Consider the following 21,578-nt stretch of genomic DNA (forward strand, 5'->3'; position numbering starts at 1 on the left):
AGAACGATTAGCCCTCTTCATCCTCGTCATGCGGTTTATCTTTAGTGACACGCACCAGATCGATACGGTAGTCGGTCGCTTCGATAATCTGGAAGTGCAGCGGAGTAATATCAATCACATCACCAGGAAGCGGTAACTGCCCTTTCTGCTCAATCAGCAGGCCCGCCAGCGAGGCGTGGTCTTCTGTCGGGTCGACCAGCTCATGGAAGTCGAGCAACTGCTGCAGCGAGTGCAGATCGGTCCCCCCTTTCACTAACCAGCCATCACCATCCGCAATGATATCGGGCGTTTCATCTTCATCCGGGAATTCACCCGCAATCGCTTCCAGCACGTCCAGCGGCGTAATCAGACCCTGAACCACACCAAACTCATTGGTGACAATCACGAAGCTGCCCTTGGCACGACGCAGCACGCCAAGCAGGTTGATCGGATCCAGCGTCTCCGGCACCACGATAGTCGGTGTATTGGCCGCAAAGGTCGCCACATCCACACCATGTTCCAGCGCCACCAGCAGCTCTTTGGCTCGCACTACGCCGACAATTTCATCCAGTTCACCCCGACAGACCGGGAACAGGCTGTGTGGCGTATCAAGCAGCTGACCGCGAATCTCATCAACCGGACGATTCGCATCGACCCAGGAGATTTCACCGCGCGGCGTCATGATGCTGCGAATCGAGCGGGAAGCCAGCGTCAGCACACCATTAATCATATAGCGCTCTTCATCTTTAAACGCTTCCTGCGGCATCGCTTCCGCCAGCGCAGCCTCTTCGCTGCTGCTGGTGTTGCCATTGCTGGCGCTCTGGGCACGGTTGCGGCCCCCCATCAGGCGTAAAATCGCTTCGGCGGTGCGTTCACGCATCGGGCGATTTGACTGATGGCGGATAAAGTTACGACGTGCAACCTGGTTGAACAGCTCAATCAGAATCGAGAAGCCAATCGCCGCATAGAGGTAGCCTTTAGGAATATGGAAACCAAAGCCTTCTGCCACCAGCGACAGACCGATCATCAGCAGGAAACTCAGGCAGAGCACCACTACCGTCGGATGCGCATTAACAAAGTTGGTTAACGGCTTAGATGCCAGCAGCATCACACCCATCGCAATCACCACGGCGGTCATCATCACCGGCAGGTGGTTCACCATACCCACGGCGGTAATCACAGCATCCAGCGAGAAGACCGCGTCCAGTACCACGATCTGCGTCACGACAGCCCAGAAACTGGCATATCCCCGATTACCGGATCCGTCGAGCTGCCGGTTCTCCAGCCGCTCGTGCAGCTCCATGGTCGCCTTAAACAACAGGAACAGACCACCCGCCAGCAGAATTAAATCACGACCGGCAAAGCTGAAACCGCCTACGCTAAAGAGAGGCGTCGTCAGCGTCACCATCCAGGAGATCAGCGACAGCAGACCCAGACGCATGACCAGCGCCAGTGACAGGCCAATCAGGCGAGCTTTATCACGCTGCTTCGGCGGCAGTTTGTCGGCCAGAATGGCAATAAACACCAGGTTATCAATGCCGAGTACGATTTCCAGCACCACGAGCGTCAGTAAACCCGCCCAGATTGAGGGGTCGAATAAAAATTCCATTATTTATGACTCCAGAACAGGGAACAGATCGCGGTGCTGCTTATCAGCGCAGCAAAGCGTGACATGCAGGTAGTCGGGAAAGCGGTGGAAACGCCGTGAGGCGAAGGGTGACGCGCCAGCAGGCGCAAAGAACAGATTAAGCGACGTCGGTGACGATCCATAAAGGTGGGCTGAAGCCCGTTACTCCTGAGTAATAAACAGAACGTTAATGTATCAGGTCGGCGAATTGCGTCAAAAAATTTTCTTATTTTTACAATCTGCCTGACGGATGATCAGGCGCATAAAAAGAGTTACTGGCCGCTTCACAGGATGAATAGCTGACAGACATCACATAATTTATTTTTTCGATCACTAAAATAAATCGCGACTTTACCGCCTTGACGTAGTTAACCCATGTTTTTTCGAGGCTATACCGATAATTCGAATCATCCGGTTAAACAGATCATCAAAGCAATTCAATACAGTTCATTGACTCAGATGAGCATCTCTAGCGAACGGAGGTAGCACGTGACCATTGCGATAGTAATTGGTACACACGGCTGGGCAGCGGAACAACTGCTGAAAACAGCAGAAATGCTGTTGGGCGAGCAGGACAATGTCGGCTGGATAGATTTTGTCCCCGGTGAAAATGCAGAAACGCTGATTGAAAAATATCAGGCACGACTGGCAGAACTTGATACGACGCAGGGAGTCCTGTTTTTAGTTGATACCTGGGGTGGCAGTCCGTTTAATGCGGCCAGTCGCATCGTGGTCGACAAACCGCAGTATGAGGTCATCGCCGGGGTCAATATCCCGATGCTGGTCGAAACGCTGATGGCGCGCGATGACAATCCCGGTTTTGACGAGCTGGTCGCCGTGGCGGTGGAGACCGGCCGTGAAGGGGTCAAAGCCCTGAAAGACAAAGAAGAAGCGCCGGCGCCAGCCGCGGCAAAACCGGCCGCTGTGGTGCAACCGGCTAAGCCGATGGCGCCCGGTGACCACATGAAAATCGGGCTGACACGCATTGATGACCGTCTGATTCATGGGCAGGTGGCGACGCGCTGGACAAAAGAGACCAACGTTCAGCGCATTATCGTCGTCAGCGATGAAGTGGCCAATGATCATGTGCGCAAAACCCTGCTGACACAGGTCGCTCCGCCCGGCGTCACGGCTCATGTGGTGGATGTCGATAAGATGGTGCGGGTGTGGAACAACCCGAAGTATGGTCAGGATCGCGTGATGCTGCTGTTTACCAACCCCACCGATGTACTGCGCGTGGTGGAACAGGGTGTTGATATTAAAACCGTCAACATCGGCGGTATGGCGTTCCGCCAGGGGAAAACCCAGGTCAATAATGCGGTCTCGGTCGATGAAAAAGATATTGCCGCATTCCGCAAACTCCATGAACGCAATATTGAACTGGAAGTGCGTAAAGTTTCCAGTGACCAGAAACTGAAAATGATGGATCTGATCGCGAAAGTTAACGCGTAACAGAAGCACTTATGCGCCTGTGTTTCCGGGCTCCTGGTTATCCTGCTGAGGACAAGAAGTATGATGGAAATAACCTCGCTACAAATTATTTTGATTTTTATTGTCGCCTGTATTGCCGGTATGGGGTCGATTCTGGATGAATTCCAGTTTCACCGCCCGCTGGTGGCCTGTACCCTGATTGGTATGGTGCTGGGTGACATGAAAACCGGCATTATTATCGGCGGTACGCTGGAGATGATTGCGCTGGGCTGGATGAACATCGGTGCCGCCGTTGCTCCTGATGCCGCCCTCGCCTCCATTATCTCGACCATCCTGGTTATCGCTGGCGGCCAAAGTGTGGGTGCCGGTATTGCGCTGGCGATTCCGCTGGCCGCCGCCGGACAGGTACTGACCATTATCGTGCGTACGCTGACCGTCGCCTTCCAGCATGCGGCTGACAAAGCCGCAGAGAAAGGTAACCTCACGGCCATCTCCTGGATCCACGTCTCTGCCCTGCTGTTACAGGCGATGCGTATCGCCATCCCGGCGCTGATTGTGGCGATTTCGGTCGGTACCAGTGCGGTCCACGCCTTGCTCAGCTCTATTCCGGACGTGGTTACCAACGGCCTGAATATCGCCGGTGGCATGATTGTGGTGGTCGGTTATGCGATGGTCATCAACATGATGCGCGCAGGCTACCTGATGCCGTTCTTTTACCTGGGCTTCGTCACCGCAGCCTTCACCAACTTTAACCTGGTGGCGCTGGGCGTCATTGGCGTGGTCATGGCGGTGCTCTACATTCAGCTCAGCCCGAAATACAACCGTGTGGCGGGAGCACCAACAGGTGCTGCGACCGCAAACGATCTTGATAACGAACTCGATTAAGGAACAGGTGAGCACATGGTTGATATTACGAAAGTCGAAAAGAAACTGACACCCGGTGATGTTCGCGCCGTCTTTCTGCGCTCTAACCTGTTCCAGGGTTCATGGAACTTTGAACGCATGCAGGCGCTGGGCTTCTGCTTCTCAATGGTGCCGGTGATCCGCCGTCTCTATCCTGAGAACAATGATGAGCGTAAGCAGGCGATCAAGCGTCATCTGGAGTTCTTTAATACCCATCCTTATGTGGCCGCGCCGGTTCTGGGCGTGACTATGGCGATGGAAGAGCAGCGTGCTAACGGCGCACCGATCGACGATGGCGCGATTAACGGCCTTAAAGTCGGCCTGATGGGACCGCTGGCCGGTGTCGGCGACCCGATCTTCTGGGGTACGGTGCGCCCGGTGTTTGCCGCGCTGGGAGCCGGTATCGCCATGAGTGGCAGTCTGCTGGGTCCGCTGCTCTTCTTTGTGCTGTTTAACCTGGCACGCCTGCTGACCCGCTACTACGGCGTGGCCTATGGCTATCGCAAAGGGATCGATATCGTCAGTGATATGGGCGGCGGTTTTCTGCAGAAACTCACGGAGGGCGCGTCGATTCTCGGCCTGTTTGTCATGGGGGCGCTGGTCAACAAGTGGACACACGTTAACATCCCGCTGGTGGTGTCACGTATTACCGACTCGACCGGCAAAACTACCGTCACCACCGTACAGTCGATCCTCGATCAGCTTATGCCGGGCGTGGTGCCGCTGCTGCTGACCTTTGGCTGTATGTGGCTGTTACGCCGTAAAGTGAACGCGCTGTGGATTATCGTTGGCTTCTTTGCTATCGGTATCTTTGGTTACTGGATCGGCCTGCTCGGTCTGTAATTTCACCCGGCCGGGAGCCTGTGCTCCCGGCTTTTAAGCGTGGTGAGCTGAGCCACAACCGGCTGAGCTCACCCTGTTTGAGGTAGATGTGATGTCATTAACCAACGCGCTGATTGCGTGTTGTATTGCCGCCCTGATGGGGTTTGCCATTTATCATGAGGCGATTCTGCCGCGTCGCCACGGCCCGACCCGCTTACGGGTTGCGCTGCGCAGGCAGCACAAGCTGGATAGCCTGATTTTCATCGGCCTGCTGCTGATCCTGCTGTGGAATAACGTCAGCCATCACGGCCCGCAGCTCACCACCTCACTGCTGATGGTGCTGAGTTTTCTGGCGTTCTGGCTATTCTGGCTGCGAAAGCCAACGCTGCTGATGAAAAGTGAGGGGTTGTTTTACGCCGGTGTCTGGATCGATTACCGGCGAATTCAGGGTATGAATCTCTCTGAGGATGGCATTCTGGTGATTCAGCTGGAACAGCGTCGGCTGCTGATCGCGGTGCAGCAACTCGACGATCTGGAGCGCATCTATAACACCCTGGTCGAGGCGCGCTAGTCGCGCTGCCACACAGTCAGGGTAAAGTCTGCGTCGCAGCTGAACTGCTCGCTCTGCTGCAGGGTCTGCCAGACCTCTTCACGCGCCCGCCAGGCGAACGGCGTCATCTGAAGCAGGGTCGTCGCGGCTGCGCCGGTTAATGCCATCGGGTAACGCAGCGCATGCTGCGCCACCTGCCGGAATCCGGGATACGCTTTCTGCTCCGGCACATGCAACTGCACTTCGCGGTAAATCAGCGCCTTGAACTGCTGCAGATGATGCGGGCCCGGTGTCACGGTCAGTACCAGGCCACCCGGCTTCAGCACGCGGGCCAGTTCCGCTTCATTGCAGGGTGCGTAAATTCGGACAACCGCATCCAGGACGTGATCGGCAAAGGGTAAGCGCTGGCTGGAGGCGACGCAGAAGCGTACGGCCGGATAGCGCTTTGCTGCCAGCCGGATCGCCATTCTGGCGACATCCAGTCCATAGACCTGCCCGGCCTCGCCTGCTGCGTCAGCCAGTGCGGCGGTGTAGTAACCTTCTCCACAGCCGATATCCAGGATTTTACACTCTGGCTGGCTCAGCGCGGGCGCAAGCAGGCTGACGACCCGATCACGCAGCGGCTGGTAGTAGCCTGCCTCAAGAAATTCGCGTCGTGCCTGCATCATCTCTGCACTGTCACCCGGCTCACGTGACCGTTTATGCTGAACGGGCAGCAGATTGACATACCCTTCTTTCGCCTGGTCAAACTGATGGCGATTCTCGCAGCACCAGCTGCGCGCAGTAAAGGCGAGAGGAGAGTGACAAAGAGGGCAAATCAGGGACATAGGGTGCTCCGGCATCAGATAACGCGGCGCAGTGTAACCTTAACGTTTACGCATCGGAAGCATAAAGAAAGCCCCGGCTGAGAAGCCAGGGCTTTGAGATTTCATGTCAGGGTGCAATGCACCGAGGCGGAGTTGAATCAGATAGCCGTAACGTTAACGGCTGCCGGGCCTTTCTGGCCGTCCTGAATTTCGAACTCAACGCTCTGGCCTTCAGCCAGGGTTTTGAAACCATTGCCCTGAATAGCTGAGAAGTGTACGAACACATCTTTGCTACCGTCAGCAGGGGTGATAAAACCAAAACCTTTAGACTCGTTGAACCACTTAACCTGACCTTTAATCTTTGCCATTTTGCAAATTCCTTTAGATGTTTATTTAGCCCGAAGGCTGTCGTACAGAAAAACCAGAGACATTACTGCATGAGGCACTAATTAAGGTTCGGCAAGGAAGCGGTATTCAACGTCAACGTCTTTACTCGTCCTTCTTTACAGAAGATGCCATGCATAAACAGAACTGTACCTCGTTTAACTCAGGATTTGTTATCACATATCCTAAAAATAATGGCAAGCCATTTTTAAGGGCCTCAGCCAGCCTGCGCACATAATTGCCAGAAGGCTCACATTGCCTGTTCTGTGGCGTTTACAAATGCCGATGCAAATTAAGCACGCTCTCTGGCTATCCCCCTCTCCGGCCTCTGTTGCCGGGTCTAACCCAATGGATACCATAAGAAATTAATATTTCACAAATATGGCAATAACAGAATGAATAAGCGAAGCGCGAAAAGTTGAAAATATCAATAATCCGGCTTCAATCCTGTACAGCGCCTTTTATTTCGTACAGATAACACTTTTCTTGCACCAAAAGCAGGAGCCAGACAGTCGTCCTGCTCCAAATAAAAGCATTGAGCCCGATTTTACTTATTAAGAATTTAACTTTTGATTTGAAAAATTGATATCAGATAATAAAAATCGGGCTTTTGTTTATCTTTGATGTTTTAGGATAATTCCTGGTTATCCTTATTCAGCCCGCGGCTTTCGCCTATTCGCCACGGTGCGAAACCACCCTTTTGCTCGTTTGCCCGCAGCAGCGCATCCGCCAGTTCTTTGGGTGGCGCATCCAGCGACTCATCGGCCAGTTCGAACACGCCCCAGTGGATGGGCAGCGTCAGCGGCCTGCCTGCTGCCTGCCACAGCGCCACCGCCTGATCGGGATTCATATGCTGTCCCGCCATGAACCATTCAGGTGCATAAGCGCCAATCGGCAAAGCCGCCAGGCTGAACGGGCCAAGTCGGGCCGCAATCTCCGGCAGGCTATCGCTATAGCCGCTGTCGCCCGAGAACCAGAAACGCACGGAGGCAGAACGCACGACCCAGCCACACCAGAGCGAACGGTTTCGATCGCGCGGCGTTCGCATACTCCAGTGACGTGCCGGCACCGCATCAAAACAGAGGTCGCTGACAGTAAACGGTTGCCACCAGTCGAGCTGATGGACCTGTTTCACGCCCTGCGCCCTGCACCATTTAGCCAGGCCCAGCGGCACGATAAAGGTCGCCTGCGGAAAACGCCGGACGATCGCTTTAACCGTCGGCCGATCAAGATGATCGTAATGGTTATGTGAAATCAGCACGACATCCAGACGCGGCAGATCAGCGATGCCAAGCGGTGCTGGCGTTTTTCGCTGCGGCCCGGCAAAAGAGAGTGGCGAGGCGCGTGACGAAAGTGCGGGATCGATCAGAATATATTGCTGGTTCAGTCGCAGTAGCACGGCTGCATGTCCCAGCCACCAGATGCGATCGTCACTGCCGCTGATATCGGCGGGCTGCCACCACTGTTCGGTGAAAGCCCCGTAGCCCTGCTGCGGTGGCAGCGGCAGCCCCTGTGCTTTGCGCTCCCTGCGCCAGCGCTGCAGATCGCCCGGCTTGCGCCGTTCCGGTTCAGGATTGCAGAATCCTTCTGGCGTGTGATGCGCTTTGCTGCTGTCATACCACGGATTTTTCCAGACCATCCCGTCTCTCTGCTGTGATTATCGTTCCGGAATCAACCGGATAAAGTCGCGTTTCTCGCGATCGTCATCGGTTTTTTTACTCTCTGCCCCTGGCTGCATCTCAATCAGACGGCGCAGCAGCTGATTCTGTTTCTTCTGCTCTTCCAGCAAAGATTCCAGTAAGCGGATTTGCTCACCGGCGCGCACGCTGGCGCGGTTAACAAAGAACCAGGCGATAAACGCCACAATCAAAATAATGACCAGCAGGCCATAGCTGACCAGTGGGCCCGAATTTGCGGCTAACTCATTCATAACTGCCTCGTAAAACTCAGTGGAAACGCCAGAACATGGCAACCGCCTATTCTACCTGTAGCCATCGCAAAAGATAATGGGGTTAACATCAATGCAGAATTTGCCGTTTCAGTTATCTCTGATCGATCCCACCAGAAAAGCGAGGCATGCTGATATCATCATAACCGGCGGCACCAGGTGGAGCGCTGAGTTATCTTTCACAAGGAGACATAATGAAACTGTTTATTCGTACGGTAGGCTTGCTGGCAGTGATCTGGCTGGCGATGCTGTTTACCGGCTATGGCGTATTAACCGGCAGTACTAAAAATGCAGCCGGCCTTGGCCTGCAGTGCAGCTATCTGACCGCTCGCGGTGTGATCAGTGCGCAGTATCTGCATACTGACAGTGGCGTGGTGGGTGTGACTGATTGTCCGTTGCTGAAGAAAAGCGGAGAAGTGATCGATAATTAACAAAACAGCGGGCCGCATGGCCCGCTGTTTTCAGAACGGGTAGTCGTGATAGCCCATCTCTGAGGAGAGCGTGCGCGCCGCCCGATGCAGCATAGCCACGTAATCCTGGCGGGCATCTTCTGAAAAGCGAATAGTGGGAAAAGAGATACTCAGTCCCGCAATCACCACGCCAAAACGGTCAAATACCGGCACGGCAAGGCAGCGTAAGCCCTCTTCCTGCTCTTCGTTATCTTCACCATAGCCCTGCGTTCTCACCTGATCCAGCGCCGTAATCAACGCCTCCGCGCTTAACAGCGTATTGGCCGTGCTCCGTTTGAATTCGACATCCCGCAGGATCTCCTCAACTTCGCTGCGATCGCGCCAGGCGAGCAGAACTTTTCCAATCGCGGTGGTATGCAGCGGATTACGGCGGCCAATGCGCGAATACATACGCAGGTTGTAGAGGGAGTCGATTTTGTGGATGTAGACAATACTGTCCTCTTCCAGCGCCCCCAGGTGAATGGTCTCTTTAGTCAGACGCGAAAGCTCACGCATCTGCACATCCGCACTGCGGATTAAATCGACATTCTGCAGCGCTTTAGCGCCCAGTTCAAACAGCTTCAGTGTCAGTGAGTACTTCTCGCTCTCACCTTCCTGCGTGACATAACCCAGCGACTTCATGGTCTGCAGGAAACGGTAAACGGTACTTTTTGACATCATCACGCGCTGCGCGAGCTCAGTAATACCGTGATCGCGCTCTTCACCCAGCGCCTGCAGAATGCCGAACACTTTAAGTACCGAAGAGACGGAATCGGGCTGTTTATCATTTTCAGCAGAGGACATCGCGCACCTTGTTAAACCTGTTTCAAAAAAAATGGAACGGACTGTCAGTATAGAGTGAGGCACACGAAGGCAGCAATGCTTTAACCATGACGTCATATTTAAAGACAGTTTTTATCCGTCCGATCGCTGTATTTCAGCGTTAATTTCATTAGCATGATGATATTCACCCTCTTTAGTAATTAATTTATGACACTCTCCCCTCCTCAGGATGGATTACCCGCGCGTCAGCGCTATATGGCAATCGTCACCATCGCGCTGGGTCTGACCATGGCGGTGCTGGATGGCGCGATAGCCAATGTCGCCCTGCCCACTATCTCGCGTGAACTGAATGCCAGCCCGGCGCAGTCGATCTGGATAGTGAACGCCTATCAGATTGCGATTATCGTCTCGCTGCTGTCGCTCTCCTTTCTGGGCGACATGCTGGGTTATCGCCGCGTCTATCAGGCGGGCCTGGCGCTGTTTATTGCCACTTCGCTGTTCTGCGCCTTCTCCACCACCCTGACCATGCTGACTTTCGCCCGCGTGCTGCAGGGGTTAGGGGGTGCAGCGCTGATGAGTGTGAATACCGCGCTGATACGCATTATCTATCCGCAGCGTCATCTGGGACGCGGCATGGCGATCAATTCGCTGGTCGTGGCGGTTTCAACCGCGGCAGGCCCGACGGTCGCAGCAGCGATTCTTTCGGTGGCAAGCTGGAAGTGGCTGTTTCTGATTAACGTCCCGCTGGGTGCCATTGCGCTCTGGCTGGCGCTGCGCACGCTGCCTGATAATCCGCAGAAAGCGACAGCGCAGAAATTTGATGTTCCCAGCGCGATCATGAACGCCCTGTTCTTTGGTCTGATCATCTCTGCGCTGAGCGGATTCGCACAGGGACAGAGTCATCTGCTGGTGCTGTCGGAGGTCATTGCTCTGCTGGTTGTGGGCTGGTTCTTTATTCGTCGTCAGTTAAACATGGCGGTGCCGCTGCTGCCGGTTGATCTGTTGCGTATCCCGATATTCAGCCTGTCGATGGGAACGTCGGTCTGTTCGTTCTGCGCGCAGATGCTGGCGATGGTGTCGCTGCCCTTCTTTCTGCAAAACGTCCTGCAGCGTGATGAGGTGGCAACCGGTTTACTGCTGACGCCCTGGCCGCTGGCAACCATGGTGTTTGCGCCGATTGCCGGTCGGCTGATTGAACGGGTGCATGCCGGGCTGCTGGGCGGCATCGGGCTGGCCATGTTCGCCCTGGGGCTGTTTCTGCTCGCCTGGCTTCCGGCCAACCCGGGTGATGGCGATATTATCTGGCGCATGATGCTGTGCGGTGCCGGTTTTGGGCTGTTTCAGTCACCCAACAACCACACTATCGTCACTTCCGCTCCGCGTCATCGCAGCGGCGGTGCCAGCGGTATGCTGGGCACCGCGCGCCTGCTGGGCCAGAGTATGGGTGCCGCGCTGGTCGCGCTGATGTTTAATCTGTTTGATGAACGCGGGACGCACGCTTCGCTGCTGCTGGCGGGCAGCTTTGCCGCCGTGGCCGCACTGGTCAGTGTGTCGAGGATGACGCAGACCCGCGCCTGATGGCAGAAACAGAAAAGGCGACCACCTGACAGAGTATGACCCGATTCGCTGTAAGGCCGAGCCTTCACAGGGAACCCGTTCAGATCGGAAAGACTTCTGTCATCCATGACGGTCGGCCCGCACCATCCATGGCGCGGGACGCTTTCCTCCTCTGCCCGGGTTCCCTGCATGTTGAGCTAAGATATTGCTGTCAGATTCAGTCTGATTATGGTTTCTAAACAGAAAAGGCGACCCAGGGTCGCCTTTTTTACTCTGCTGAACGCTACTTCAGATACTGGCCGCTGCGCAGTGCTTCAATACGCTTATCTAACGGCGGATGCGACATAAACAGCTCGCTGAATGATTTGCCTTTACCGTTGATACAGAACGCCATCATGCTGCTCGGCTCCTGCGGTTCGTAGCTGGTTTTCAGGCGCTGTAACGCCGCAATCATCTTCTCACGACCCACCAGCTTCGCTGAACCGGCATCGGCATGAAACTCACGGTGACGCGAGAACCACATGGTGATGATGCTGGCGAGAATACCAAACACCAGTTCCAGCACCATCGACACCGCAAAGTAGACCAGCGGGTTGCCGTTGCTGCTCTCCTCACCATCACGGTTGCCGGACATAAAGCCCGCCGCGATCTGCGCCAGAATACGTGAAACGAAAATCACAAAGGTGTTCACCACACCCTGGATCAGCGTCATGGTGATCATGTCGCCGTTGGCGATATGTGACACTTCGTGTGCCAGTACCGCTTCCGCTTCATCACGGCTCATGTTCTGCAGCAGACCGGTTGAGACAGCAACCAGTGAGGCGTTACGCCGTGCGCCAGTCGCAAAGGCGTTGATGTCAGGTGCGTGATAGATCGCCACCTGTGGCATCGCAATACCCGCCTGTTGTGCCTGACGGCCAATTGTATCCACCAGCCAGCGCTCGGTTTCGTTGCGTGGCTGTTCAATCACTTCACCGCCAACCGATCGCAGTGCCATCCACTTCGACATCAGCAGTGAAACAAACGCACCGCCGAAGCCAAACAGGCCTGCCATGATCATCAGGCCCTGAACACTGCTTGACTGGATCCCTGTCAGGCTGAGAATCAGCCCGAATACCAACATCACAGCCAGGTTGGTCATCAGGAAAAGAGCAATACGCATCATTTTTGTTAATCTTCCTCAGTAGTTCACGCGCCTATACGCGGATCCATATCCTATGGGCATTGGGCTGCTTTTCAAGCAACCTTAACGTTTAAGTGCCTAAAAAGACATAACTTTACATTCTGACACGCCTGATGAGGAGCCCAGCCTTCAGGCTCCTTCACCAGCGCTAATCATTGCTTACTGGAAACTTTTCTGAGTACAAAAAAAAGCACCGCTGAGCGGTGCTTTTTCTGGCAATAGCGGATTATTTAGCCGCTGGCGCCTCTGGCTGGGATTTCTCCAGTTGCGCAAGATCGTTAGCGATCTTCACCGTCTCATCAAGATAGGGATCCGGCTCTTTATAATCTTTCGGTAACTCATCCAGGTTTTTCAGCGGTTTTTTGCCTTCGGCCTGATAGCGCGCGTTGATCCGCTCCAGTCGAGACGCATCATCTTCGTGGTTCTCTTTCTCGCGCTGAGCGAGATTAAGCGACACGATGTTGCGCTTATCTTTCAGGGCATTGTAACGGGCAATGTCCTTCATGATGTACTGGAACTCGCGATCCTGAGCGATGCGGTCAGCATGCTGCTTAGTCAGCTGCACCACCAGCGGTTTCACATCACCGGTTTTGACATAGGTCGCCGCTTTGATGCTGTCCCACGGCAGTGCGTTATCTTCAAATTTCTCACCGGTTTCAGCCGCTTCAACGCCGGTTGGCATCAGCAGATCCGGCGTGACGCCTTTACGCTGTGTACTGCCGCCGTTAATGCGATAGAACTTCTGAATAGTGTAAGAAACGGAGCCTAACGCAGGCCACTCCGGACGCAGCATCTGATCGTAGATGCGGTTCAGTGAGCGATACTGCTGAACGGTGCCTTTACCAAAGGTTGGCTCGCCAACAATCACCGCGCGACCGTAATCCTGCATCGCGGCAGCAAAGATCTCAGAGGCTGAGGCGCTGAAGCGATCGACCAGCACCACCAGCGGTCCTTTGTAGTAGACAACGCCGTCATTATCGCTGTCTTCACGAATCCGACCATTGTTGTCGCGTACCTGAACCACCGGACCACTCGGAATAAACAGACCGGAAAGCGAGACAGCTTCGGTCAGCGCGCCGCCACCGTTGGTACGCAGATCGATCACCACACTGTCGACGTTCTGTTTCTGCAGTTTCTGCAGCTGTACTTTCACGTCGTCGGTGAGGCCGACATAGAAACCAGGAATATCGAGCACGCCCACTTTCTGCTTGCCGACATTTTTGATGGTCAATTTAACCGCGCGATCTTCCAGACGGATTTTCTCACGCGTCAGCGTCACGGTACGGGTTTTGGTGCCCTTACCGGCTGGCAGAACTTCCAGGCGCACTTTGCTGCCCTTTGGTCCTTTAATTTTTGCCACGACATCATCCAGACGCCAGCCGATCACATCTTCCATCGGCTTGCCTGGCTGACCAACGCCGACGATGCGATCGCCAACGGTAATGGCTTTGCTTTTCGCGGCCGGGCCGCCTGCGACCATCGAGTTAATCACCGTATAGTCGTCATCCATCTGCAGAACCGCACCGATGCCTTCCAGGGAAAGGCTCATCTCGGTGTTGAACTGCTCGGTGTTACGCGGCGACAGATAGCTGGTGTGCGGATCGATTTCGCGGGCAAAAGCGTTCATCACCAGCTGGAAAACATCTTCACCGTTGCTCTGGGCCAGACGACGGATAGCAAAGTTGTAACGCTTGGTCAGAACGTCGCGGATCTCGTTATCATCTTTGCCCGCCAGCTTCAGACTCAGCTGATCGTATTTGACCTTGGCATCCCACAGCGCATTCAGTTCAGACTGATCTTTCGGCCAGGGTGCTTTCGCGCGGTCAATGTCGATAGTGTCATTGCCGCTGAAATTCATCGGACGAGCCAGCACCGTCAGCGCATATTGATAGCGCTCAAAACGGCGTTTCTGCGCCAGATTATAAATATCGTAAAAGAGATCCAGCTTGCCACTGCGCAGCTCATCGCCGACGGTGGTTTTTTTGCTGGCAAACTGCGCCACATCTGACGCCAGCAGCACATTGTGGCTGTAGTCGAGCATGTTCAGATAGCGATCAAAAATTTTCGCTGAAAAGTTCTGATCCAGGTCGAACTGGCGATAGTGGGAACGGGTAAAGCGCGAGGTTACGCGCTCACTGACCGTCGGATCCTGCGGATCTTCGTGAAGCTGGGGAATCTGATCGGCGCGTGTAATGTTCTCCGCGCCGAAGGTTGGGCCTGCTAATAGCAGGCCCGCAATAAGTCCAACTTTAAAAAGGGTGTTCATGCCGGGGTTAGCCTCCGTTTCAGAACTGCAAGTGTTCTGCGCGCACAATCATTGCCATGCCGGAAGCGAGCTGGACCCGAACGCCGTCTTTTGATACTTCAAGAACGGTAGCGTCCATCGCACTTTTGCCTGCTTTAACTTTAATACTCTGGCCGGGTTGCAAAGTTGAGGTATCAGTGATGGGTCGGGCTTCCTGCTCCGGACGTGGGGCTGGCTTGCGATGCTGTGAGGCGGTCGCACGCGGTGCAGTGGTCTGCGGACGCGGTTTACGCGCGGCTTCGCCTTCTGCAGGCTTACGTGCCGCTGGCTTGCGTGGACGACGCGGTGCCGCGCCCTCTTCGCTTTCGCCTGCTTCACGACGCGCGGCGCGCTGCTGGTCACGCTGCGCCTGGACGCGTGCTTTCGCTTCTTCCAGTTGCTTGCGTGCATGCTCAACGTGTTGCTCATCCAGCACGCCACAGGCGTTACCGTCGAGATCGACACGGATAGCACCGGCTTTGATGCCGTACAGATAACGCCAGCTTGACGTATAGAGACGCAGCGCGGAACGCAGCTGTGTTTTGCTCAGACCCATTTCGCCCTGAACACGCTCGACCAGATCCTGAAAGATACCGATTTTGAGCGGACGCGCTTCACCTTCAGCGCTAAAGCAGTGCGGAAAGCGCTCCGCCAGAAAAGTGATGACTTCTTTACTGCTATTCAACTTAGGTTGATTTTCCATGAAATTTCCTGATTACAACGGGTTTGCCGACCAGCGCAGGCATGAACAGGCGACATTATAATGACAACATCGCTAAATGCCATGTGATCCAGTCGATTAGCTGCGCGTCAGCTGCAGATATTTTTCTAAGTCGCTGTTCGCAAGCACTTCACAAAGCCCATCAGTCAGTGTGACCAGCCCCGATTCGTCGTCGCTGTCAAAGCGATTGTACGCCACGCTGTCGATGTCCAGCACCCCAACCACAGTGCCGTTCACTTTCAGAGGAATCACAATCTCAGCATTGCTGGCAGCGTCACAGGCGATGTGACCCGGGAAGGCATGCACATCATCTACGCGTTGCACTTTTTCTTCTGCCAGCGCCGTGCCACACACACCTTTACCAACCGGAATGCGCACACAGGCGATTTTGCCCTGGAACGGGCCCAGCACCAGCGTATCCGCTTCCGTCAGCAGGTAGAAACCTGCCCAGTTCACGCCATCGAGACGTTCGTACAGCAGCGCGCTAAAGTTTCCCATCGCGGCGAGGAACGCCGTTTCTCCCGCCAGTAAGGCGCGCATATCGCGATTCAAATCGGCGTAAAAGGCAGTTTTGTTCATTATTCAACCGTTACCAATGACATCTGAACGGGCATTAGAGACCGTTCGTTAAAAATAAGTTTTAAATATCCAGAGCCACAAGGTGAATCATAGCGTTAGTTGCTATACCCTTAGCATTCTGTGGATCGAAGCGTGATGCCCGAGACAGGCACACAGACAATGTCTTTATGACCGATATCTGTTACTTCTGAAGAGCGAAGATTGCATCACCCTATGAAAATTCACGCTATCAGCCAGACATTGCCTCACGCACGTTATCAGCGTTGCCCGCAATGCGATACCCTTTTTTCCTTACCGGATGTGAAATCTCATCAGTCGGCACATTGCCCACGCTGTAACGCCGAAATTCTCAGTGGTCGCGACTGGCCGATGACCCGTCTTATGGCGATGGCCGCCACCATGATTGTGTTAATGCCCTTTGCTTTCTCCCTGCCGCTGGTAGATATCCGGCTGCTTGGCATGCGCATCAATGCCAGCGTACTGGAAGGCATCATCCAGATGACCCAGCAGGGTGATGTACTGACGGCCTCAATGGTGGCGTTCTGCACCATCGGCGCGCCGGTGACGCTGGTGGCGGGTATCTGTTATCTCGGTATCGGCCACCGGCTGGGCATGAACCTGCGTCCCGTGCTGCTGATGCTGGAGAAGCTGAAAGAGTGGGTGATGCTCGATATCTATCTGATCGGCATCGCCGTGGCGTCGATTAAAGTGCAGGACTATGCTTCGCTGGAGATTGGCTACGGGCTGGCGGCTTACATCTCCCTGACGGTGCTGAGCGTGCTGACACTGATCCATCTGAATATGGAGCAGCTGTGGGAACATTTCTACCCGCAGACGCCTGGCAATATGGCCCGTGACGATATGCAGGTCTGTCTGAACTGTCACAACACCAGCATACCCGATGAACGGGGCCGCTGCCCGCGCTGCCACACGCCGCTCGACTTCCGACGCCGCCACAGCCTGCAGAAATCCTGGGCCGCGCTCATCGCATCGATTGTGCTGTTAATCCCCGCGAATCTGATGCCGATCTCCGTGGTCTACCTTAATGGCTCACGGCGTGAGGACACCATCTTCTCCGGCATCCTGGGGCTGGGCGAAGGCAATATTCCGGTGGCGGCGATTGTTTTTATCGCCAGTATTCTGGTGCCGTTTATCAAGGTGCTGGTGATGCTGACTCTGCTGCTCAGCATTCATTTTCGCTGTGAACAGGGGCTGAGAACCCGCATCCGCTTGCTGCGGTTTGTCACCTGGGTTGGCCGCTGGTCAATGCTCGATCTGTTTGTCATTTCGTTAACCATGTCGCTGGTCAACCGTGATCAGCTGCTGGCTTTTACCATGGGACCGGCGGCGCTGTTTTTTGGCGCGGCCGTCATCCTGACCATTATGTCTGTTGAGTGGCTGGACAGCCGCCTGCTCTGGGATGCACATGCAACAGGAAACGCCGACTACACCGACTAACGCAACGCTGCGCAATAAGCGCAAAATTTCGCCCTTCTGGCTGCTGCCGATTATTGCGATGCTGATCGCCTGCTGGCTGCTCTGGACCAATTATCAGGAGCGCGGCACCACCATCACCATCAATTTCCAGACGGCGGATGGTATCGTGCCGGGTCGCACCCCGATCCGCTATCAGGGCGTGGAAGTGGGCACCGTGCAGGGCATTAATCTCAGTGATGATTATCGCAGTATTCAGATTAAAGCCAGCATCAAGAGCGACATGCGCGATGCGCTGCGTGAAGATACGCAGTTCTGGCTGGTGACGCCTAAAGCCTCGCTGGCGGGTGTGTCTGGGCTGGATGCGCTGGTCGGCGGTAACTACATCGGGATGATGCCGGGTAAAGGTAAACCCAGCGAGTCGTTTACCGCGCTGGATACGCAGCCCAAATATCGGGTAAATACCGGCGAATTGATGATCCATCTGCATGCGCCCGATCTCGGCTCGCTCAACACCGGCTCGCTGGTCTATTACCGCAAAATTCCGGTTGGTCGGGTCTATGACTACAGCATTAACAGCAAATCCGATGGCGTGTCGATTGATGTGCTGATTGACCGTCGCTTTATCAATCTGGTGAAAACCAACAGCCGTTTCTGGAACGTGTCAGGCATGAATGCTGACGTCAGTCTGAGCGGGGCTAAAGTGCAGCTGGAGAGTCTGGCGGCGCTGGTCAATGGTGCGATCGCGTTTGACTCACCACAGGGTGCGGAAACGGCCAAAGCTGAGCAGAATTACCGGCTCTACCCCGATCTGGCGCATAGTCAGCGCGGCGTGCAGATCACGCTGGATCTGCCCAACGGCAACAATCTCAAGGCGGGCAGCACCCCGCTGATGTATCAGGGACTGGAGGTCGGCACGCTGACCAAACTGAACCTGCAGGATGGCGGCAAGGTCACCGGCGAGCTGACCATCGATCCCTCTGTTGTCGGTCTGATGCGCAGCGGCACCCGCATTGAGATGCACAGTCCGAAAATCAGCCTGACGGATACCAGCCTCAGCGCGCTGCTGACCGGCAACACGCTGGAACTGGTGCCGGGCGAAGGCGAGCCGCAGCAGCACTACACCGTGCTGGCGTCCAATGAGACTCTGCTGCAGAAGCCCAATGTACTGACGGTAAAACTCAGCGCGCCAGAGAGCTATGGTATCGATCAGGGCCAGCCGCTGATGCTGCACGGCATGCAGATTGGTCAGGTGATGTCGCGTACGCTGGATGAAAATGGCGTGAATTTCGTGGTGGCAGTCAATCCTGAAAATCGCAATCTGGTGCACGGCGACAGCAAGTTTATCGTCAACAGTCGGCTGGATGTGAAGTTCGGCCTTGATGGCATGCAGGTATTAGGTGCCAGCGCCCGTGAATGGGTGGATGGCGGTATCCGGCTGGATCCGGGCAAAAAGGGTGAGCCAAAAAGTGCCTATCCGCTGTTTGCCGATGCTGAAAAAGCGGAAGAAGGCATCACCGGCGATGGCCCTTCTACCACGCTGATGCTGACCGCCACCAGTCTGCCTGATGTGCAGGCCGGCTCTGTCGTGCTTTACCGCAAATATCAGGTGGGTGAGATCGTCAAAGTCACGCCGCGCGCTGACGCCTTTGATATTGCGGTACATATTCAGCCGGAGTATCGCAAGCTGCTGACCAGCGAAAGCGTTTTCTGGGCTGAGGGTGGCGCACGCGTCAGCCTTAACGGCAGCGGCCTGACGGTGCAGGCTTCGCCGCTTAACCGCGCGCTGAAAGGCGCGATCAGTTTCGACAATATGAGTGGTGCGCAGTCGGCCAAAGGGGCCAAACGCGTCCTCTATCCGTCTGAAACCGCCGCCCGCGCGGTGGGTAGCCAGATTACACTGCACACCTATGACGCCAGCAAGCTCTCTGCCGGAATGCCGATTCGTTACCTGGGTATTAATGTCGGCCAGGTGGAGTCACTGTCGTTAAGCAAAGATAACAATCAGGTGGTAGCGAAAGCGGTACTCTATCCGGAGTATGTGAACGATTTCGCCCGTCTCGGCAGCCGTTTCTCGGTGGTTTCACCGGAGATTTCCGCTACCGGCGTGAATCATCTGGAAACCCTGTTGCAGCCTTACGTCAACGTGGATTCAGGTAAAGGTGGCGCCGCGCGCACGTTTGAGCTGCAGGAGAGCACCATTACCGATTCCCGCTACCTTAATGGCCTGAACATTTATGTTGATGCCACTGAGGCCGGTTCACTGTCGCTGGGTACGCCGGTGCTGTTCCGTGGTGTGGAAGTGGGTACCGTGACCGGCACCTCACTGGGTAATATGGCGGATCGTGTGCAGATTGCCCTGCGCATCAGTAAGAAGTACCAGCATCTGGTGCGTAATAACTCGGTGTTCTGGCTGGCATCCGGCTATAACCTGGACTTCGGTCTGGTGGGTGGCGTAGTGAAAACCGGGACATTCCAGCAGTTTATTCGCGGTGGCATTCAGTTTGCGACGCCGCCGACGGTGCCGCTGGCGCCACAGGCGAATCCGGATAAACACTTCCTGCTGCAGGATGAAGCGCCGAAAGATTGGCGTAACTGGGGAACGGCGATCCCGTCTCCGCGCTAAAGGCTATCTCAAACGGGCAGCCTGGCTGCCCGTTTCCTTTCCTCATGGTACACTGCCGCCTTTGTCTTAACTGGAATGTGCCCGTGTCAGATGCTTCTTCGCTTTTCCCCGCCGATTTTCTCTCATTAATGCGCCAGAGCCTGCCCGATGAGGCGAGCCTCGCGCAATTTATTGCGTACAGTCAGCAACCCCTGCGCCGCAGTATTCGCGTCAATACCCTGAAGATCAGCGTGGCTGACTTTCTGGGTCAGACCGCGGGTTACGGCTGGCAGCTGACGCCGGTGCCGTGGTGCGAAGAGGGATTCTGGATCAGTCGGGAAGATGAGAGCCTGCCACTGGGCAGCGTAGCTGAGCATCTCAGCGGCCTGTTCTACATTCAGGAGGCCAGCTCCATGCTGCCGGTGACCGCGCTATTTGATGCTCAGTCAGAGGTCAGCGCCGTGATAGATATGGCGGCGGCACCGGGTTCTAAAACGACCCAGATTGCTGCGCGGATGGGCAATCAGGGGGTTATCCTGGCTAACGAATTCTCCTCCAGCCGGGTAAAAGTATTGCACGCCAATATCAGCCGCTGCGGCGTCAGCAACAGTGCCTTAACGCACTTTGACGCACGGGTCTTCGGGCCAGCCCTGCCGGAACAGTTCGACGCCATCCTGCTCGACGCCCCCTGCTCCGGCGAAGGGGTGATTCGTAAAGATGCTGATGCGCTGAAAAACTGGTCGCTGGCAAGTACGCATGAGATCGCCGCGACCCAGCGCGATCTGCTCGACAGTGCCTTCCACGCACTCAAACCCGGCGGCACGCTGGTTTACTCCACCTGCACCCTGAATCAGATTGAGAATCAGCAGGTTATCGCCTGGCTGCTGGAGCGCTATCCGGACGCTGTTGAGGTTGTAGCGCTCGATGGGCTGTTTGAGGGTGCCGGACAGGCCGCGACGCCCGAGGGCTATCTGCATGTCTTCCCGCAGATGTTCGACAGCGAAGGCTTTTTCGTTGCCCGGCTGCGTAAAACCGCGTCGGTCGAGCCCTTACCGCTGCCGGGCTACAAAGTGGGTAAACTGCCCTTCTCCCACCTCAGCCGCAAGCTGGAAAGTGAGATAGCCCAGGCCGCCGCCGCTGTCTCTCTTAAATGGGATGCGTCGCTGGAGCTGTGGCAGCGTGACAAAGAGATCTGGCTTTTCCCGAAGGCCGTCACCCCGCTGCTGGGCAAAGTACGTTTCTCGCGCATCGGCCTGAAGCTGGCAGAAACCTTTGCTAAAGGTTATCGCTGGCAGCATGAAGCGGTGATTGCGCTGGCAAAACCCGATGCGGCGCAGACTTTTGAGCTCACCGCAGCAGAGGCGGAAGAGTGGTATCGCGGGCGGGATATCTACCCGGAAACGGAACCCACCCGTAATGAGATGATTGTCACTTATCAGCAGCAGCCGCTGGGGCTGGCTAAAAAAGTCGGCAGCCGTATCAAGAACAGCTATCCGCGGGAGCTGGTGCGCGACGGACGCCTGTTCCGCTGAG

The 21,578-nt window shown here is 55.4% G+C and carries 19 protein-coding genes and 1 pseudogene; 9 read left to right on the top strand and 11 right to left on the bottom strand.

Annotation, left to right across the window (positions count from 1 at the left end):
- Positions 1-7: 7 nt before the first annotated feature.
- Complete coding sequence (locus tag FOV68_RS02765; protein WP_031591377.1) at positions 8-1,588, bottom strand: TerC family protein; 1,581 nt, start codon at positions 1,586-1,588, stop codon at positions 8-10.
- A gap of 507 nt (positions 1,589-2,095) precedes the next feature.
- On the opposite strand from FOV68_RS02765, the gene manX reads away from it, so the two are divergent.
- The 4 genes from manX to FOV68_RS02785 all read left to right on the top strand — a co-directional run bounded on the left by manX (position 2,096) and on the right by FOV68_RS02785 (position 5,333).
- On the top strand, positions 2,096-3,058 hold the full coding sequence (gene manX, locus FOV68_RS02770) for a PTS mannose transporter subunit IIAB (protein WP_143990275.1): 963 nt from the start codon (positions 2,096-2,098) through the stop codon (positions 3,056-3,058).
- Between the two features lie 63 nt (positions 3,059-3,121).
- Positions 3,122-3,922: a PTS mannose/fructose/sorbose transporter subunit IIC gene (locus tag FOV68_RS02775; protein WP_010670765.1), complete on the top strand. Its 801-nt coding sequence runs from the start codon at positions 3,122-3,124 to the stop codon at positions 3,920-3,922.
- Between the two features lie 15 nt (positions 3,923-3,937).
- Positions 3,938-4,783 (top strand): PTS mannose transporter subunit IID, encoded by an 846-nt coding sequence (locus tag FOV68_RS02780; RefSeq protein WP_031591381.1) that lies wholly within the window; start codon positions 3,938-3,940, stop codon positions 4,781-4,783.
- A gap of 91 nt (positions 4,784-4,874) precedes the next feature.
- Positions 4,875-5,333 carry a DUF986 family protein gene (locus FOV68_RS02785; RefSeq protein ID WP_143990276.1) on the top strand — a complete coding sequence of 153 codons (459 nt, stop codon included), beginning with the start codon at positions 4,875-4,877 and terminating at the stop codon, positions 5,331-5,333.
- Here FOV68_RS02785 and rlmA read toward each other — a convergent pair.
- From rlmA to FOV68_RS02810, 5 genes and pseudogenes are all read right to left on the bottom strand, one after another.
- Positions 5,330-6,139 (bottom strand): 23S rRNA (guanine(745)-N(1))-methyltransferase, encoded by an 810-nt coding sequence (gene rlmA / locus FOV68_RS02790; protein ID WP_143990277.1) that lies wholly within the window; start codon positions 6,137-6,139, stop codon positions 5,330-5,332. The genes FOV68_RS02785 and rlmA overlap by 4 nt on opposite strands.
- Before the next feature lie 137 nt (positions 6,140-6,276).
- On the bottom strand, positions 6,277-6,486 hold the full coding sequence (gene cspE, locus FOV68_RS02795; RefSeq protein WP_003852684.1) for a transcription antiterminator/RNA stability regulator CspE: 210 nt from the start codon (positions 6,484-6,486) through the stop codon (positions 6,277-6,279).
- Positions 6,487-6,567: 81 nt separating this feature from the next.
- A pseudogene (locus tag FOV68_RS24530) lies at positions 6,568-6,612 on the bottom strand (DUF2627 domain-containing protein); the annotation flags it as partial.
- 518 nt (positions 6,613-7,130) lie between these two features.
- Positions 7,131-8,141: an MBL fold metallo-hydrolase gene (locus FOV68_RS02805; protein ID WP_143990278.1), complete on the bottom strand. Its 1,011-nt coding sequence runs from the start codon at positions 8,139-8,141 to the stop codon at positions 7,131-7,133.
- 18 nt (positions 8,142-8,159) lie between these two features.
- Complete coding sequence (locus tag FOV68_RS02810; RefSeq protein WP_010258793.1) at positions 8,160-8,432, bottom strand: YebO family protein; 273 nt, start codon at positions 8,430-8,432, stop codon at positions 8,160-8,162.
- A gap of 212 nt (positions 8,433-8,644) precedes the next feature.
- On the opposite strand from FOV68_RS02810, the gene FOV68_RS02815 reads away from it, so the two are divergent.
- Positions 8,645-8,881, top strand: coding sequence for a YobH family protein (locus FOV68_RS02815; RefSeq protein WP_010258788.1), 237 nt, complete (start codon positions 8,645-8,647; stop codon positions 8,879-8,881).
- A gap of 30 nt (positions 8,882-8,911) precedes the next feature.
- On the opposite strand, the gene kdgR is transcribed toward FOV68_RS02815, so the two are convergent.
- Complete coding sequence (kdgR, locus tag FOV68_RS02820) at positions 8,912-9,703, bottom strand: DNA-binding transcriptional regulator KdgR (protein WP_010670769.1); 792 nt, start codon at positions 9,701-9,703, stop codon at positions 8,912-8,914.
- A 186-nt stretch (positions 9,704-9,889) separates the two neighbouring features.
- Here kdgR and FOV68_RS02825 point away from each other — a divergent pair, with 186 nt between their 5' ends.
- Positions 9,890-11,260 carry an MFS transporter gene (locus FOV68_RS02825; RefSeq protein WP_022625538.1) on the top strand — a complete coding sequence of 457 codons (1,371 nt, stop codon included), beginning with the start codon at positions 9,890-9,892 and terminating at the stop codon, positions 11,258-11,260.
- Between the two features lie 262 nt (positions 11,261-11,522).
- On the opposite strand, the gene htpX is transcribed toward FOV68_RS02825, so the two are convergent.
- The 4 genes from htpX to FOV68_RS02845 form a co-directional block, all read right to left on the bottom strand.
- Complete coding sequence (htpX, locus tag FOV68_RS02830) at positions 11,523-12,404, bottom strand: protease HtpX (RefSeq protein ID WP_003852678.1); 882 nt, start codon at positions 12,402-12,404, stop codon at positions 11,523-11,525.
- Between the two features lie 244 nt (positions 12,405-12,648).
- Positions 12,649-14,688: a carboxy terminal-processing peptidase gene (gene prc / locus FOV68_RS02835; RefSeq protein ID WP_031591391.1), complete on the bottom strand. Its 2,040-nt coding sequence runs from the start codon at positions 14,686-14,688 to the stop codon at positions 12,649-12,651.
- Positions 14,689-14,707: 19 nt separating this feature from the next.
- The gene (proQ, locus tag FOV68_RS02840) at positions 14,708-15,409 is read right to left on the bottom strand and encodes an RNA chaperone ProQ (protein ID WP_010258776.1); all 702 of its coding nucleotides are present in this window, start codon (positions 15,407-15,409) and stop codon (positions 14,708-14,710) included.
- 96 nt (positions 15,410-15,505) lie between these two features.
- A complete protein-coding gene (locus tag FOV68_RS02845; RefSeq protein ID WP_010258773.1) occupies positions 15,506-16,006 on the bottom strand; it encodes a GAF domain-containing protein in 501 nt (166 codons plus the stop codon).
- A 213-nt stretch (positions 16,007-16,219) separates the two neighbouring features.
- On the opposite strand from FOV68_RS02845, the gene yebS reads away from it, so the two are divergent.
- The 3 genes from yebS to rsmF all read left to right on the top strand — a co-directional run bounded on the left by yebS (position 16,220) and on the right by rsmF (position 21,577).
- Positions 16,220-17,464, top strand: coding sequence for a membrane integrity lipid transport subunit YebS (gene yebS, locus FOV68_RS02850; RefSeq protein WP_031591392.1), 1,245 nt, complete (start codon positions 16,220-16,222; stop codon positions 17,462-17,464).
- Entirely contained in the window at positions 17,433-20,066 is a 2,634-nt protein-coding gene (locus FOV68_RS02855) for a PqiB family protein (RefSeq protein WP_143990279.1), read from the top strand. Before yebS ends, FOV68_RS02855 begins: the two co-directional genes overlap by 32 nt.
- An 83-nt stretch (positions 20,067-20,149) precedes the next feature.
- On the top strand, positions 20,150-21,577 hold the full coding sequence (rsmF, locus tag FOV68_RS02860; protein ID WP_222104186.1) for a 16S rRNA (cytosine(1407)-C(5))-methyltransferase RsmF: 1,428 nt from the start codon (positions 20,150-20,152) through the stop codon (positions 21,575-21,577).
- The last annotated feature ends 1 nt before the right edge of the window (position 21,578 follow it).

Origin of the sequence: Pantoea sp. paga, assembly GCF_007558755.1 — a bacterium.
Lineage (GTDB): Bacteria > Pseudomonadota > Gammaproteobacteria > Enterobacterales > Enterobacteriaceae > Pantoea > Pantoea agglomerans.

Coding starts and splice junctions, on each gene's coding strand:
- FOV68_RS02780 (WP_031591381.1), top strand. CDS start 3,938: ATGGTTGATATTACGAAAGTCGAAAAGAAACTGACACCCGGTGATGTT.
- FOV68_RS02765 (WP_031591377.1), bottom strand. CDS start 1,588: ATGGAATTTTTATTCGACCCCTCAATCTGGGCGGGTTTACTGACGCTC.
- rlmA (WP_143990277.1), bottom strand. CDS start 6,139: ATGTCCCTGATTTGCCCTCTTTGTCACTCTCCTCTCGCCTTTACTGCG.
- proQ (WP_010258776.1), bottom strand. CDS start 15,409: ATGGAAAATCAACCTAAGTTGAATAGCAGTAAAGAAGTCATCACTTTT.
- FOV68_RS02785 (WP_143990276.1), top strand. CDS start 4,875: ATGTCATTAACCAACGCGCTGATTGCGTGTTGTATTGCCGCCCTGATG.
- htpX (WP_003852678.1), bottom strand. CDS start 12,404: ATGATGCGTATTGCTCTTTTCCTGATGACCAACCTGGCTGTGATGTTG.
- FOV68_RS02805 (WP_143990278.1), bottom strand. CDS start 8,141: ATGGTCTGGAAAAATCCGTGGTATGACAGCAGCAAAGCGCATCACACG.
- FOV68_RS02775 (WP_010670765.1), top strand. CDS start 3,122: ATGGAAATAACCTCGCTACAAATTATTTTGATTTTTATTGTCGCCTGT.
- cspE (WP_003852684.1), bottom strand. CDS start 6,486: ATGGCAAAGATTAAAGGTCAGGTTAAGTGGTTCAACGAGTCTAAAGGT.
- prc (WP_031591391.1), bottom strand. CDS start 14,688: ATGAACACCCTTTTTAAAGTTGGACTTATTGCGGGCCTGCTATTAGCA.
- kdgR (WP_010670769.1), bottom strand. CDS start 9,703: ATGTCCTCTGCTGAAAATGATAAACAGCCCGATTCCGTCTCTTCGGTA.
- FOV68_RS02825 (WP_022625538.1), top strand. CDS start 9,890: ATGACACTCTCCCCTCCTCAGGATGGATTACCCGCGCGTCAGCGCTAT.
- FOV68_RS02845 (WP_010258773.1), bottom strand. CDS start 16,006: ATGAACAAAACTGCCTTTTACGCCGATTTGAATCGCGATATGCGCGCC.
- FOV68_RS02855 (WP_143990279.1), top strand. CDS start 17,433: ATGCAACAGGAAACGCCGACTACACCGACTAACGCAACGCTGCGCAAT.
- FOV68_RS02810 (WP_010258793.1), bottom strand. CDS start 8,432: ATGAATGAGTTAGCCGCAAATTCGGGCCCACTGGTCAGCTATGGCCTG.
- yebS (WP_031591392.1), top strand. CDS start 16,220: ATGAAAATTCACGCTATCAGCCAGACATTGCCTCACGCACGTTATCAG.
- FOV68_RS02815 (WP_010258788.1), top strand. CDS start 8,645: ATGAAACTGTTTATTCGTACGGTAGGCTTGCTGGCAGTGATCTGGCTG.